A 15,227-nucleotide genomic window follows, 5' to 3' on the forward strand; every position below is an offset into this window, starting at 1 on the left:
GCGCGCGGGGCGTGCAGCGCGCGCGGGGCGTGCAGCGCGCGCGGGGCGCGGGGACCTCGGGACTGTTAGCGGAGGTCGTTGACACAGCGCAGCACCGGTCGGGCGGTGAGGGCCGCCGGGTCCAGTGGCCCGGAAGCCTGCACGGTGAAGGTCGTCGACTCCCCCGGTAGCAGGGTTACCAGGGCGCTGTCCACAGTGGCAGACGGGTCCAGCCGGTCCGGGAAGAGGGTCAGGTCACGGAGCACCGTGCCGGCCGTGACCCGGACCCGCTGCCCGCCGTCGACCGGTTCGACAGTGGCGTCCCAGGCCGCCGCCGGCCAGTCCACCTCCCGGTCCTCGGCGAAGAACCACAGGGCGCGCGCCGCGGTGCCACCGGCCTCCGCGACCAGCAACTCACGCCGGGCATCCTCCGGCCGTGCCAGGTCCGCCGGCAGCGCCAGCACCATCGAGGAGTACGCCGGGACGTCGAGGTCGACCGAGGTCTTCGCCCTCGGCTCCGCGGTGAGCGTGAACCGGGTGACCGCAGCTGGCGTGGTCCACGCCTCGGCGGTCTCGTTGACCGCGACCAGGGCCAGGCCGCCGTCGCGGGGTTGCACGGTGAGGAGCCGGTCGGCGTACGCGTGGCGCAGCGCGTACCACAGGGGTTTGCGGCGGCCGTCACCGTCGACGGCCGACCAGGAGGTCACCGGCCAGCAGTCGTTGAGCTGCCAGACGATGGTGCCCGCGCAGACGCCCCGGTGCGAGCGGAAGTGCTCCACCCCGAGCTGGATGGCTCGGGCCTGGTTGAGCTGCGTCAGGTAGTGCCAGTCGTCGAAGTCCGCCGGTGCGGGCAGGTGCGCGTCGAGGCCACGCTGGAGCTTGGCGTCACCGTCGGCGGCCTTCTGGTGGTGTGCCATGCCCGGTGAGTCGTGCGCCAGGGGTTCGTCACTCAGCGCCCGGCGCAGTGTGGCGTACGCCGGTGGGGCCTGGTAGCCGAACTCGGCGACGAAGCGCGGGACGTACTCCCGGTATCTGGTGTAGTCGTCGGTGTTCCACACGTCCCAGATGTGGGTGGTGCCGTGCGCCGGGTCGTTGGGGTGGATGGTCTCGGTGCCCGACCAGGGGCTACCCGGCCAGTACGGGCGGGTCGGGTCCAGCTCGCCGACGACGCGGGGCAGCACGTCGAGGTAGTAGCCGCGCCCCCAGGTGCGCCCGGCGAGTGCCGACTGCCAGTCCCAGTCGTGCCAGCCCCAGATGTTCTCGTTGTTGCCGGTCCAGAGCACCAGCGACGGGTACGGCGCGAGCCGGGTCACCTGCTCGGCGGCCTCGGCGGCCACCTCGGTGCCGAACGGCTCCTCCTCCGGGTACGCGGCGCAGGCGAAGAGGAAGTCCTGCTGGACGAGGAGCCCGCGCTCGTCGGCGAGGTCGTAGAAGTCCGCCGACTCGTACCGGCCGCCGCCCCAGACCCGCAGCAGGTTGACGTTGGCCGCAACCGCCTGGTCGAACCGCTCGGCCAGCCGGGACCGGGTGATCCGGGTGGGGAACGCGTCGTCCGGGATCCAGTTGACGCCGCGGACGAAGACCGGGACGTCGTTGACCGACAACGAGAACGGTGTGCCGTGCTCGTCGGGGGTGGTGTCCAGTCGTACCGAGCGGAAGCCGATCCGGTGCGACCAGCTGTCCACTGTGTCGCCGTCCGGTGCGTGCAGTGTCACAGCGATCGGGTGGCGCGTCTGCTCGCCGTACCCCCGGGGCCACCACAGCGCGGGCTCGCGGACGGTGAGGGTCAGCACCGCCGTGCGCTGCCCGGCCGGGACGACCACCTCGGCGCGGACGCCGGCCACGGCGGCGCGGACGGTCAGCGGGACGTCCGCGACCCGCTCGACCTCGACGTGCACCTCGACCCGGCCGTCGCGGCCATCCATTGTGACAAGTGGACGGACGGTGGCCAGCCGGGCGGTCGACCAGGCGTGCAGGCTGATCTCCTGCCAGATGCCGGCGGTGACCAGTGTCGGCCCCCAGTCCCAGCCGAAGTTGCAGGCCATCTTGCGGATGAAGTGGAACGGCTCCGGGTAGGCGTTCGGCCGGTCGCCGAGCCGTTCCTGCTGCGCCTCGGCGTAGCGGTACGCGGAGTCGAACGTGACGACCAGGTCGTTGTCGCCGTCGCGCAGCAGTGGTCGCACGTCGAACCGGTAGCCGCGGTGCATGTTCGCGGTGCGGGCGACCTCGACGCCGTTGAGGGTGAGGGTGGCGACGGTGTCCAGGCCGGCGCAGACCAGGTCGACGCGGTCGTCGTCGCCCGTCCGGTGCACGACAGTGGTCCGGTAGACCCAGTCGGTGCGGCCGATCCAGGCCAGCGACAGCTCGTTGTCGTCGAGGTAGGGATCGGGAATCAGCCCGGCTTCGAGCAGATCGGTGTGCACGCAGCCAGGCACGGTCGCCGGCACGGACCGGCCGGCGATCTCCTCGGGCACCTGCGCTCCGGGGGCCGCTCGTAGGGTCCAACCGTCGTAGAGTGCCTGTCGGCTCACGATTTCCCCGCACCTTCTGCATCGAGAGATGCCGACTGAACCGGATAAGCTGAGCACCGTACGGTCCGGAATCCGGGCTGTCAACGGCCAGAGAGCGAAGGAGCAGCCGGTGAAGCGGCCGACCATCGCCGATGTCGCCCGACGCGCCGGGGTGTCCAAGGGCGCCGTGTCGTACGCGCTGAACGGGCAGCCCGGCGTGTCCGAGGCCACCCGGCAGCGCATCCTGACCATCGCCACCGAGATCGGGTTCAGCCGCAGCAGCGCCGCCCGCGCCCTCTCCGCCGCCACCGCCGGTGCGATCGGCCTGGCCCTGTGCCGCCCGGCCCGGACACTCGGTGTCGAGCCGTTCTTCATGGCGCTGATCAGTGGCGTCGAGGCCGAACTCTCCGCCCGCTCGTACGCGCTGACCCTCCAGGTGGTGGCCGACCACGACGCCGAGATCGCGGTCTACCGGCGCTGGTGGGGCGAACGGCGCGTGGACGGGGTGCTCGTCTGCGACCTGCGCACCAACGACCGTCGCATCCCCGCACTCGAAGAGCTGCACCTGCCGGCGGTGGTGATCGGCGGGCCCGGCGGCACCGGTGAGCTGGCGAGTCTCTGGTCCGACGACGCCGCCGCGTTGACCGAGACGGTGGAGTACCTGGTCGCGCTCGGGCACCGGCGGATCGCCCGGGTAGCGGGCCTGCGCGACCTGCGGCACACCGAGATCCGCACCGACGCCTTCGCGGCGGTCCGCCAGCGACTCGGCCTGGTCGACGCGGTCACCGTCTGGTCCGACTACACCGGCGAGGAGGGCGGCCGGGCCACCCGCCGGCTGCTCAGCTCGGCCCACCGGCCCACCGCGGTCATCTACGACAACGACGTGATGGCCGTCGCCGGGCTCTCCGTCGCCCAGGAGATGGGCCTGACCGTGCCCGGCGATCTGTCCATCGTGGCCTGGGATGACTCGCCGCTGTGCCGCCTGGTGCACCCGCCGCTGACCGCGCTGGGTCGGGACATCCCGGCGTACGGCGCGCACGCCGCCCGGCAACTCCTCGCCGTCGTCGCCGGACAGCCCGCCGGCCGGGTGCAGGACGAGACACCCCACCTCACACCGCGCGGCAGCACGGCACCGCCCAGGGAAAGATGAACCGGTTCAGCGGGACGCTGACGGAAACTCCTCGAAGTACGCCTCGACCCGCTCGGCCGTCGCCGGGCGGGCCAGCGCGAACCCCTGCCCGTACCGGCAACCGCCCCGACGCGCCCCCTCGACCTGCGTCGACAACTCCAGTTCCTCGGCGACGAGCTCGACGCCCAGCCGCTCGCCCACGTTGACCACCACGTCGATCAGCGGTGGCTGCCCGTCCGACCGTGCGTCCACCAACTCCGGGCCCACCTTGAGCAGGTCGATCGGCAGCCGGCGAAGCTGGGCCAGCGAGGCGTGCTCGGCCCGGAAGTCGTCCAACGCGGTGCGTACGCCCAGCGACCGGAGCCCGGCCAGCCGAGCCACCACGGTCGGCAGGTCACCGGCGACCCTCGGCTCGCTCACCTCCACCACCAGTCGCTCCGGCGGCACCCCGTACGCGGCCAGCACCGCCGCGAGCCGCTGGACGAAGTCGGGGGTGGTCAGCTCCCGGGTGGTGACGTTGACCGCCATCCACAGCTCCCGAACGCCCACCGACCAGTCGGACAACTGCCGGCAGGCCCGGTCCAGCACCCACCACTCCAACTCGCCGACCAGGTCCAGATCCTCGGCGACCGGCAGCAACTCGGCCGGGAGCACCGTGCCGAGCACCGGGCTGCGCCAGCGCAGCAGCGCCTCCGCGCCCACCGGCTGCCCGTCGGCCAGGTCGAGCACCGGCTGGTAGACGAGATCCAGCTCGCCGCGCGCCACCGCACCGGGCAGCTCGCGCTCCAGGTCGAGACGGCGCACCAGCTGTTCCTCCAGGAACGCGTCGTACCACTCCACCCGGTCCCGGCCCAGTTGCACGGCCCGTCGACGGGCCAGCTCGGCCTGCCGGAGCACGTCCGCCGGGCCGGTGCCGCTCACCTCGGCCAAGCCGATGCTCGTCTGCACCCGCAGCATCGCGCCGGCCAGCTGGTAGGGCGGGCTGAGCGCGCTCAACAGTCGGGTGCCCAGCGCGTACGCCAGCACCGGGCCGGCGCCGGTGACCACCGCGAAGCCGGTACCCACGCACCCGGTGACGAGGTCGTCGGGGGCGATCACCGCGCGGGCCCGGTGCATCGCCTCGGCCAGCACGTCCTCCCGGGCCGTCGGGCCGATGCCCTCGGTGCCGTGCAGGTCCACCAGCAGCAGCGCGCCGGTCGGCGCCGGAACGTCGCCGATCGCGGCGAGGGCGTCCAACAGGGCAGCCCGGTCGCCGGGAGTGGCGGGTCCCGCACCGGGCCGCCGACCGAGCGCCGACCACGCGGGACCGTCGTCGGTCGACCAGGTCGAGCCGGCACCGATCCCGGCACCCTCCGGGACGCCGAGGCCTCGCTCGGGCGGCGGCTCCGGCCTGCCCAGCCAGTGTGCCGGCGCCGCCCGGCGGTGCCGGACCGCGGTGCCGGCCGGCCGGCGATGAGCGGCCCGCCGAGCGGACATGGGCGCGTCGCCCGCCCGCAGCAGCTCGCGCAGCACCAGGGGCGGCACCGCCGCCAGGGCCAACACCACGCTCGTCCGGTCCGGTGCGCGGCCGGCGACCAGGTGCAGACCCGACGCCAGCAGCAGCACCGCCGCGGGGAGCACCGACCGGGGCCAGGCCGCGGCGACCGGCTCCGCCGGCTCCGCGTCGTCCACCGCGCCCGCCGCGCCGACCGCGACGAGCAGCATCCCGAACACCAACGGGGGTACGGCCAGCAGCGCCACCCGCCCGGACGGGAACGTGGCCAGCAGCACCAACCCACCCAGGGTGAGCAGCACGCCGCCCCGGCAGACCGCCGCACCGGAGCGCCGCCACGGCCCGGCGAACGCGTTCAGCGCGGCCATGCCCAGACCGCCGAGCGTCAACGCGGCGACCAGCCGAACCGGGTCCGACAGGCCGTCCCGGGGCAGCAGCAGCCAACCGGCGAGGGCCAGACCGACGGCCGGGCCGGTCGACTCGACCAGCCAGCGCAGCCGGACCGAGGCGGCGGCCGGTCGGGATCGGCCGGGGAGCCGATACAGACCGGTGATCGAGAGGGCCGCCGCGACCAGCGACCCGATCAGCACGGCGAGGGTGTGCCCGCGATTGGTCAGGGGCAGCACGACGGCGGTGAGACCAGCCGCCACCACCGCCCCGTCGAGCAGCACGCCCGCCGCCCGCGGTGTCGGATCGGTGCCGCGCCGGGTGGCCAGCCGGGAGAGTCGCAGCCCGGCGAGCGTGGCGCCGGCACCGGCGGTCAGCGCGATCACCACCGAGGTCGGGACCAGGTCGGCGGCACCGGCGAGGAGCAGCAGCGCCACCGCCATGGACGTGACGGCCTCCGGTGCCGCACGGTGGGAGACGAGGACGCGGAACGGGTACGCGAGGAGCACGGCGGTCGCCTTCGTGAGGGGGCACGGGGGCGGTGCGGCGGTGCGGGACATCGGACGCTGCGGGTCCGCTACCCACGATTGGCAACGATGGACGGCCGAATTGGTTACTTGCCGGTCACTCAGGGGTCACAACGACCCGTGTCACTGTACGGCGTACCGCGCGCTGGTGGCACCGCCCGCCGCGAGCCGAAACCACCCGGAGTGGGATCATCGGAGGGTGAGTAAGCCCGACACGGTCCGCTTCCGGTACAACCAAGCCATCCTGGTGGCCGCGATCATCGCCTTCGTCGGCGCCCTGCCGCTGGCCAACGCCCGGGTCTACCTGCTGCCGGTGCTGCTCGTCCCGCTCGCCGTCGCGGTGTGGGCCTGGCGGGCCGGCACCGACGCCGACGCGCGAGAGCTGCGCCTTCGGGCACTGGTCGGCCAGCGCCGGATCGGCTGGGACCGGGTCCTGGAGCTGACCACCGACCAGCGCGGGCGCGCGGTGGCCCGGCTCGACGACGGCCAGCAGGTCACCCTGCCGGCCGTCCGGGGTGCAGATCTGCCTCGGCTGGTCGCGGCCACCGGCCAGCAGCTGCCGGACGCTTCGGCGGACGCGCCCGGTCAGTAGCCGTCGACCACCGTGTTGATCAACGGCTGCCCGGCGGCGAACCGGCGCACCTGGTCGCCGACCAGCCGGTAGGCCCGGGGCAACAACCCGCGCACCGACCCGGCGACGTGCGGGGTGAGCAGCACGTTCGGCATGGCCCAGAGTGGGGAGTCGGCGGGCAGCGGCTCCGGGTCGGTGACGTCCAACGCCGCCGAGAGCCGACCGGTGCCCAACTCGGCGACGAGCGCCTCGGTGTGCGCCACCGGACCCCGAGCGGCGTTGACCAGCAGCGCCCCGTCCGGCATCGCGGCCAGGAACGCCTTGTCGATCAGGCCACGGGTCTGGTCGGTGAGCGGCACCAGCACCACCACCACGTCCGCGTCGGGCAGCAGCCGGGGCAGCTCGTCCACGGCGTGCACCCCCTGCTCCGGGCGGGCCGTCCTGGCGACCAGGGTGAAGCTCACGTCGAAGGGGGCGAGCCGGTCGCGCACCGCGGTGCCGATCGAACCGGCGCCGATGATCAGCACCCGCTTGCCGGTCAGCTCATCGGTCGGGGTGTTCCCCTCGTACGCCCAGCGCCGCTCGGCCTGCGCGCGGACGAACGCCGGAAAGGCCCGCAGCTGGGCGAGGATCGCGGTGACCACCCACTCGGCGGTGGACGGGTCGTGCACGCCCCGGGCATCGCAGAGCGTGACGGTCTGCGGGGTCCGGCCGGCCCAGGCGTCCGCCCCGGCGGAGAGCAACTGCACCACCGCCAGGTCCGGCAGCTCACGCAGCAGCGCCGTCGCGTCCGCGCCACCCAGGAACGGCGGCACCCAGAAGCGGACGTCGGCCGGCGCGGCCGGCATCCGGTCGGCGTGCTCGAAGACCTCCACTGTCACGTCCGGGGGCAGCTCGCCCAGGAGGTTCACGCCGGCCGGGTGCGGAATCCATACCTTCACGTCCGCCGACGATAGTCCCCGCCCCGCAGCCGGAGTGGGCACGGCGGGGAACCGGCGTCCCGAACGGTGGCGCACGAGGTCGCGGCGGGCGAGACTCAGCACAGGGAGGTTCAACCCGGACCCGCGCGAGGTATAAGGAAGGGTCGGAGGGCTGTCCGCCTCCGCCCGGCAGACAGGTGCACGATGACCGACGGCTCCCCCGCCTTCCCTCGGCGTCCGATCCCGCCACCGATGGCGCTCGGCGACCCGGCGCGGTTGCGCGCGCTCGCCGACACCGGGCTGGACGCCGCCCCGGACGAGGCGTTCGACCGGTTCGCCCGGCTGGTCAGCGACCTGTTGGACGTGCCTGTCGCGCTGGTCTCGCTGGTCTCCGCCGATCGGCAGTTCTTCCCGGGCGCGGTCGGTCTGCCGGAGCCCTGGGCGGAGCGCCGGCAGACCCCGCTGAGCCACTCGTTCTGTCAGCATGTGGTGGACATCGAGGTGCCGATGGTGCTGCCGGACGCCCGGCTCTACCCCCGCGTCCGGGACAACCTGGCCATCGAGGACCTCGGTGTGGTCGCGTACGCCGGGATGCCGCTGACCGACCTTTCCGGCCGGGTGCTCGGCTCGCTCTGCGCCATCGACAGCAAGCCCCGCGCCTGGACGGCCGCGCAGCTGCGGACCCTGGCCGACCTGGCCGCCGCCTGCTCGTCGGAGCTGCGGCTGCGGATCGCGCTGGACGGCGCGCAGGAGGCCCGGCGGCGGGTCGTGCAGGCACACGAACGGCTGGAGCTGCTGGCCGGGGTGAGCGAGACACTGGCCGGCACCCTGGACGTGGGTACCGCGTTGCGGCGGCTCGCCGCCACCATGGTGCCGCTGCTGGCCGACTGGTGCCTGCTCACCCTGATCGGGCCGACCGGCCTGCCCCGCGAGGTGGTCTCGGTGCATCGGGACCCGGCCCGTACGGCCGACGTCGACCGCTTCGGTGAGCTGCTCCGCACCGGGCTGAGCCCCGATTCGATCGTCCGAGCGGTGCTCCGGACCGGCCAGCCCCGGCTCGGCAGCGCGGCGTCCCTGGCCGACGTGACGAGGGGCACCACCCACCCGGAGATGGCGACGATCGCCGCGCGGCTGGGCATCGCCTCCTACCTGAGTGTGCCGGTCCGCGGTGTCGGCGGCACGGTGCTGGGGGCGATCACCCTCATCAACGGCGGCCAACGTCAGCAGTTCGACGACCGGGACCTGCTCACCGCTGTCGACATTGGTCGCCGGGCCGGCCAGGCCGTCGGCAACAGCTCGATGTACGGCGAGCAGCGGCACGTCGCCGAGGTGCTGCAACACAGCATGCTGCCCCGGCTGCCAGTGGTGGCGGAGCTGGAGTTGGCGGCCCGCTACCAGCCGGCGGCCGACCGGGTGGAGGTGGGCGGCGACTGGTACGACGCCTTCGTGCAGCCCGACGGCGACGTGATCGCGGCGATCGGGGACGTGGCCGGGCACGACATCGAAGCGGCGGCGACCATGGGCCAGCTGCGCAACCTGGTCCGGGGCAACGCCTTCGGCCGGCCGGACGCGGTCGGGTCGCTGCTGAGCGACCTGGATGGCGCCATTCGTGGCCTGCGGCTGCCGATCGCCGCCACCGCGACGCTGGTCCGGATCTGTCCGCAGCGCGCCGGTGTGCACGAGGTGACCTGGTCCAACGCCGGGCACCCGCCGGCCCTGGTGGTCCGCGTCGGCGGGGCGGTCGAGGTGCTGGCGGCGACGCCGGAGCCGCTGCTCGGCCTGGCCCGCCCGTCGCGGCGGAGCAGCCAGTCGACCAGCCTGGCCACCGGCGACACCCTGCTGCTCTACACCGACGGGCTGATCGAGCGGCGGGACCGCTCCATCGACGAGGGGTTGGCCGAGTTGGCGGGCCGGCTGTCCGGCACCGACACGCTGCCCCTCGACGACCTGTGCGACCTGCTGCTCGCCTCGATCCAGCACCGCGAGGACGACACCGCGCTGCTGGCCGTACGGGCCCGCTGAGGCCGGTCCGCCGGAAACCATCGGTACCCGTTGGATCTCGACGGGCCCGGCCGGGCCGCGCGGCGGGCTACCCTGGGCCGGGTGAGCGCCCGTCCCCCGTACTCTCGCATCCGCCGCCTCCGGGTGGCCCTCGCGGCGTCCTGCGCGGCGCTGCTGTTCGCCGCCGGTTGCAGTTTCGGTGAGCCGGAGCCCGACCCGGCCGGCGAACCGCCCAACCTGCCCACCCCGTCCACGTCGGCGAGCCCCGGCGGCGCCGGCCAGCAGGCGGTGGCGACAGTGCTCGCCAAGGGTCTGCGGGTGCCGTGGGCCATCGCCTTCCTGCCGGACGGCGGCGCGCTGGTCACCGAACGGGACAACGGCCGGATCCTCCAGGTCGGGCCCGAGTCCGGGCCGGACGGGCTGCGGGTCCGCCCGGTGCAGACCATCCCCGACGTGGCGGCGGCGGGCGAGGGTGGCCTGCTCGGCATCGCCGTCTCCCCCGACTACGCCCGGGACCGGACGGTGTTCGTCTACTACACGAGCGAGCAGGACAACCGGGTCGCCCGGCTGCAACTCGGCGGGCAGCCCACCCCGATCCTCACCGGCATCCCCAAGGCCAATGTGCACAACGGCGGTGGGCTGGGCTTCGGCCCGGACAAGCAGCTCTACGTCAGCACCGGTGACGCCGGTCAGCGCCCACTCTCCCAGGACGTGAAGAGCCTCGGCGGCAAGATCCTCCGGGTCACCCCGGACGGCAGGCCCGCCGCCGGCAACCCGTACCCCAACTCGCCGGTCTGGTCGGTGGGGCACCGCAACGTCCAGGGTTTCGCCTGGGACGCCGCGAAGCGGATGTACGCCGTCGAGTTCGGCCAGAACACCTGGGACGAGGTCAACCAAATCACCAAGGGCGGCAACTACGGCTGGCCGGAGGTCGAGGGTCAGGCCGGCGACAAGAGGTTCACCGACCCGATCGTGCAGTGGCCGACCTCGGACGCGTCCTGCTCCGGCCTGGCCGCCACGGACCGGCTGCTGGTCACCGGCTGCCTGCGCGGCAAGCGCCTCTGGGTGATGGAGCTGACCGACACCGGCACCCTGCTCGGTCAACCCAGTGAGCTGCTCACCAACCGCTACGGTCGGCTGCGCGCGGTGGCCGCGGCACCGGACGGGTCACTCTGGGTGAGCACCTCCAACCACGACGGGCGGGGCAACCCGGCGGGCGACGACGACCGGCTGCTGCGGGTGGTCTTCGCGGGCGGTGACGGCGGGCGCAGCTGATTTCGTCACCATCCGTTCAGGTTTACCAAGATCTTTCGACGGGCAGGTCAGACTTTCAGCATGGACGGGCAACACGACGACCGGCACGACGAAGCCGATGACCGGGACGACCCGGTGACCGGCGACGATCGGCCGCACCCGAGGAGGTGGTGGGTCGGTGTCGCCGGCCCGCTGCGCCGCCTCGGGCTGATCGTCGCCGTCCTCACCGTGGCCCTGGCCGGGGCGGTGCTCGGGGTGCTGGCCGGCGGCCAGGTGAGCACCGACATCGGCCCGTTCCGGGCCAACCTCAGCATCTCCCCCGCCCGGGACGGCGGCACCACCGTCGACATCCCGCCGCTCGGCGCGCTGCTGCTGGACAGCCACGACGGGCCGGCCCACCTCACCGTCCGGCTGGGCGCGCTCGACCAGGGGCGCACCGAGGCGCTGATCGACGACCCGGCCAGCATCAGCCGGGCCAGCCAGAGCGCGGTGGAGGACGTCCGCTCCGGGGTGATGCGCCTCGGCCTGCGTACCCTCGGCGCGTCGGTGCTGGTCACCCTGATCCTGGCCGGGCTGATCTTCCGCAACGTCCGGCGCACCGCCTGGGCGGGTGGGCTGGCGCTGCTGGTCACCGCCGGCAGCCTCGGCACGGCGGCGGCGACCCTTCGCCCGCAGGCCATCGAGGAGCCACGCTACGAGGGGCTGCTGGTCAACGCGCCGGCCATCGTCGGCGACGCCCGCCGGATCGCCAACGACTACACCAAGTACGCGGAGCAGTTGCAGCGCCTGGTCGGCAACGTCAGCCAGCTCTACACCACCGTCTCGGCGCTTCCGCTGTTGGAGCCGACCCCGGGCACCACGCGGGTGCTGCACGTCTCCGACATGCACCTCAACCCGACCGGCTGGCAGCTGATCCGGACGGTGGTGGAACAGTTCGGCATCGACGTGGTGATCGACACCGGGGACATCACCGACTGGGGCAGCGAACCGGAGGCCTCGTTCGTCGCCTCGATCGGCCTGCTGAAGAAGCCGTACGTCTTCATCCGGGGCAACCACGACTCCGGCAAGACCGCCGCCGCGGTGGCCCGCCAGCCGAACGCGATCGTGTTGAACAACACGACCACGACGGTCGCCGGGCTGACCATCGCCGGCATCGGCGACCCACGCTTCACCCCGGACAAGAACACCTCCCCGGCCGGCAGTGGGCTGACCCAGCAGGTGGCCGACCAGGTGATCGGTGCCGGCAACCAGCTCGCCACGACGATCCGCAACTCACCGCGACCGGTCAACATCGCTCTCGTGCACGACCCGGCGTCGGCCGGGCCGCTCGCCGGCACCTGCCCGCTGGTGCTGGCCGGGCACACCCACTCCCGGCAGGTCTCCAAGCTGCCGCAGGCACCCGGGCAGCAGCCCACCACGCTGTTCGTGGAGGGGTCCACCGGCGGCGCCGGACTGCGCGGCCTGGAGGGCGAGAAGCCGACCCCACTCTCGATGAGCGTGCTCTACTTCGACCAGCAGAAGATGCTCCAGGCGTACGACACCATCACCGTCGGCGGCACCGGGCAGGCCCAGGTGAACCTGGAACGGCGCGTGGTGGACAACCCGACCGCCGGTGCCTCCGCCTCGGTCTCCCCCACGCCCACCGGCGGTGTCCCCGCCACCCCCACGCCCACCCCGACCGGCTGAGCCGACGCGACGCCGAAGGGGCGCCGCCCCTCGAATGCGACTGACAGTAGACAGACAGGAACCCCCTACTACCCCCCTTGCCCCCTTTGCTCTGCCGCCCAATCTGCACCAGTCACTGTCGGTGCACATGGCTACGTTCACGCCGACATAAAGAAGGTCTGTTCGCGCTGGTCAACCTGGTGGTGCATCGGCGGCAGCAGAGCAAAGGGCGGATTGGGCTGGTGTTGTTGACGGCTGCCGTCACAGTGGGTTGCGAACGCACTCTTCCTGTGCAACTAACTCAGAGTGACAACGCTCCTCGCCGGGGTCAGCGCAGGGCGATGGCTGCCAGGGCGGCGTTGACGATGCTGCCGGGCAGCAGGTCGTGCAGTTCGTACAGCTCGGCGACACTGCCGGACTGGCCGAACTCGTCCACGCCGAGCGGCACCGCCGGCGCGCCGACCGCCGAACCGAGCCAGGCCATCGCGTGCGACGCGGCGTCGTGCACTGTCACCACCGGCACCCGATCGGCGAACGCGGACCGCAGCGCGCCCGGCACGCTGGGCACGGTGGCCGTCCGGACACCCTGGCGCAGGGTGCGCTGCCAGGCCCGGTAGAGCCGGTCCAGCGAGGTCACGTCGACCACGTGCGCGGCGATGCCCTCGTCGGCCAGCTCCGCCGCGGCCGCCAGCACCTCGGGCAGCACCGCGCCGGAGGCGGCCAGCTGCACCACCGGGGCGTCGACCAGGTGCGGGTACGCCTGATGCGCGTCGACCAGCCGGTACGCCCCGGCGACCACCTGCCGGCGCAGCACCGCGTCGCCGAGCCGGGCCCGGGCCGCCTCGAACGGCGCCTGGTCCAGCGGCCGGGTGCTCAACCGGAAGTAGTACGCGCCGTCCTCGGCCGGCGCGGCGGTCGCGGCCGGGGCCGACCCGCCGGCGATCTGCCCGAGCGCGTCGCAGAGCAGCCAGTCGAGGGTGGCCGCGTACGCCGGTTCGACGAAGGTCACCCCGGGCAGCTCCAGGCCGACCGAGGCGGTGATGGTGGACTGGTGGGCGCCGCCCTCCGGGGCGAGGGTGATGCCGGACGGGGTGCCGGCCACCACGAACCGCGAACCGGAGTACGTGCCGTACAGGAAGGCGTCGAGGCCCCGCAGCACGAACGGGTCGTAGACGGTGCCCACCGGCAGCAGCGGCTGCCCGGACAGGTCCCAGGAGAGCCCGAGCTGGCCGAGCAGCAGGAACAGGTTCATCTCCGAGATGCCCAGCTCGATGTGCTGCCCAGCGGGGCTCTCCGTCCAGCGCAGCATCCGGTCCTCGGTCCAGGAACGCTGCTCGGTGGGGGCGAACACCCCGGTCTTGTTGATGAATCCGGCGAGGTTGGTGGAGGTGGCCACGTCCGGGGCGGTGGTGACCAGGTAACGGCCGACCTCCCGGTCCCGCGCCAGGTCCACCAGCACCCGACCGAAGACCTCCTGCGTGGAGATCGGCTTGGTTGCGCGTACTCCCGTGCTCTCCGGAACGGTGACCCCGAGCGCGCGCTCGCGCGGCGCGCGGGACAGCGCCTCACGGCGGGCGCCGGCCTGGATCCCGGCGGGTGACGCCGGGTCGAGGCGGTCCCACTCGGTCTCCGCGGTCAACCCCTGCGCTGCGCGCAGGGTGTCGACCTGCTCGGTGCTGAGCAGCGCGGAATGGTTGCGCGGATTGCCGGCGATGGGCAAACCCCAACCCTTGACGGTGTACGCGAAGACGACGCTGGGCCGGTCGGTCACCGCGTCGCACTGGGCGTAGGCGTCGAGCATCGCGGACAGGTCGTGCCCGCCCAGGTCGGTGACGAGCGGGCCGAGGTCCTCGTCGGTGATGCCCTCGATCAGCTCGGCGATCCCGGTCGGCGCGCCGTCCAGGAACTGCTTGCGCAGGGCCGGCCCGGCCAGCCCGAACAGCGACTGGTACTGCTCGTTGGGCATCGCGTCGATCCAGTCCCGCAACGCCTCGCCGCCCGGCCGGGCGTACGCCTCGGCGAGCTTACGGCCGTACTTGACCTCCACGACGTGCCAGCCGGCCGCCTCGAACTGGCCACGCCACTGGTTGATCCGGATGCCGGGCACCACCCGGTCCAGCGACTGCCGGTTGAAGTCGACGAGCCACATCACGTTGCCCAGCCCGGTGGTGGCCGGGTCGGCGACCGCCTCCCAGATGTTGCCCTCGTCCAGCTCGGCGTCACCGATCAGCGCCACGAACCGGGAGTGCGGGCGGGCCCCGAAGTGCGCGTCGACGTACCGGCGGGTGGCGGCGGCGAACAGTGGCGCCGCCGCGCCCAGACCGACCGACCCGGTGGAGAAATCCACAGCGTCGGGGTCCTTGGTGCGCGACGGGTACGACTGGAGGCCACCCCGTGCCCGCAGCCGGGGCAGGTAGGAGCGGTCCAGGTTGCCCAGCAGGTACTGGATGGCGTGGAACACCGGGGACGCGTGCGGCTTGACGGCGACGCGGTCCTCGGCGTCCAGGTGCGCGAACCAGAGCGCGGTCATCGCGGTGACCAGGGAGGCGCTGGACGCCTGGTGGCCGCCGACCTTCACGCCGTCGCCGGTGGCCCGGTCATGGTTGGCGGCGTCCACGATCCGGGTGGCGAGCCAGAGCACCCGCCGCTGGATCTCGTCGAGGACGTCAAGGTCGTGCTGGGTCACGGTGGGGCTCCATCCGGGCGTCGCCGTTGACGCCCTCGACGAGGGGTGCGGGGTGGCCGCGTGATCGACAGGGGTGAGGAGAAGGCCGCCGCCGGGTCACGGCGGC

Annotated in this window: 9 protein-coding genes; 5 read left to right on the forward strand and 4 right to left on the reverse strand. The window is 73.3% G+C overall.

From position 1 onward, the window contains the following. Positions 1-65: 65 nt before the first annotated feature. On the reverse strand, positions 66-2,510 hold the full coding sequence (locus ABZU52_RS28350; protein ID WP_354974022.1) for a glycoside hydrolase family 2 protein: 2,445 nt from the start codon (positions 2,508-2,510) through the stop codon (positions 66-68). A 109-nt stretch (positions 2,511-2,619) separates the two neighbouring features. Here ABZU52_RS28350 and ABZU52_RS28355 point away from each other — a divergent pair, with 109 nt between their 5' ends. Beyond that, entirely contained in the window at positions 2,620-3,639 is a 1,020-nt protein-coding gene (locus ABZU52_RS28355) for a LacI family DNA-binding transcriptional regulator (RefSeq protein ID WP_354974023.1), read from the forward strand. Positions 3,640-3,645: 6 nt separating this feature from the next. On the opposite strand, the gene ABZU52_RS28360 is transcribed toward ABZU52_RS28355, so the two are convergent. Then, positions 3,646-6,006, reverse strand: coding sequence for a GGDEF domain-containing phosphodiesterase (locus ABZU52_RS28360; RefSeq protein WP_354974024.1), 2,361 nt, complete (start codon positions 6,004-6,006; stop codon positions 3,646-3,648). Between the two features lie 217 nt (positions 6,007-6,223). On the opposite strand from ABZU52_RS28360, the gene ABZU52_RS28365 reads away from it, so the two are divergent. Next, positions 6,224-6,616 (forward strand): PH domain-containing protein, encoded by a 393-nt coding sequence (locus ABZU52_RS28365; RefSeq protein ID WP_354974025.1) that lies wholly within the window; start codon positions 6,224-6,226, stop codon positions 6,614-6,616. On the opposite strand, the gene ABZU52_RS28370 is transcribed toward ABZU52_RS28365, so the two are convergent. Next, positions 6,610-7,536: a 2-hydroxyacid dehydrogenase gene (locus ABZU52_RS28370; RefSeq protein WP_354974026.1), complete on the reverse strand. Its 927-nt coding sequence runs from the start codon at positions 7,534-7,536 to the stop codon at positions 6,610-6,612. The genes ABZU52_RS28365 and ABZU52_RS28370 overlap by 7 nt on opposite strands. Before the next feature lie 183 nt (positions 7,537-7,719). Here ABZU52_RS28370 and ABZU52_RS28375 point away from each other — a divergent pair, with 183 nt between their 5' ends. The 3 genes from ABZU52_RS28375 (at position 7,720) to ABZU52_RS28385 (ending at position 12,456) form a co-directional block, all read left to right on the forward strand. Then, positions 7,720-9,537 carry a GAF domain-containing SpoIIE family protein phosphatase gene (locus ABZU52_RS28375; protein WP_354974027.1) on the forward strand — a complete coding sequence of 606 codons (1,818 nt, stop codon included), beginning with the start codon at positions 7,720-7,722 and terminating at the stop codon, positions 9,535-9,537. A gap of 81 nt (positions 9,538-9,618) precedes the next feature. Further along, positions 9,619-10,791: a PQQ-dependent sugar dehydrogenase gene (locus tag ABZU52_RS28380; RefSeq protein ID WP_354974028.1), complete on the forward strand. Its 1,173-nt coding sequence runs from the start codon at positions 9,619-9,621 to the stop codon at positions 10,789-10,791. Between the two features lie 60 nt (positions 10,792-10,851). Beyond that, a complete protein-coding gene (locus ABZU52_RS28385) occupies positions 10,852-12,456 on the forward strand; it encodes a metallophosphoesterase (protein WP_354974029.1) in 1,605 nt (534 codons plus the stop codon). Positions 12,457-12,763: 307 nt separating this feature from the next. Here ABZU52_RS28385 and ABZU52_RS28390 read toward each other — a convergent pair whose 3' ends face one another. Further along, positions 12,764-15,121 carry a pyruvate dehydrogenase gene (locus tag ABZU52_RS28390; RefSeq protein ID WP_354974030.1) on the reverse strand — a complete coding sequence of 786 codons (2,358 nt, stop codon included), beginning with the start codon at positions 15,119-15,121 and terminating at the stop codon, positions 12,764-12,766. Between the last annotated feature and the right edge of the window lie 106 nt (positions 15,122-15,227).

The sequence above is a fragment of the Micromonospora sp. NPDC005220 genome (assembly GCF_040607895.1).
Lineage (GTDB): Bacteria > Actinomycetota > Actinomycetes > Mycobacteriales > Micromonosporaceae > Micromonospora.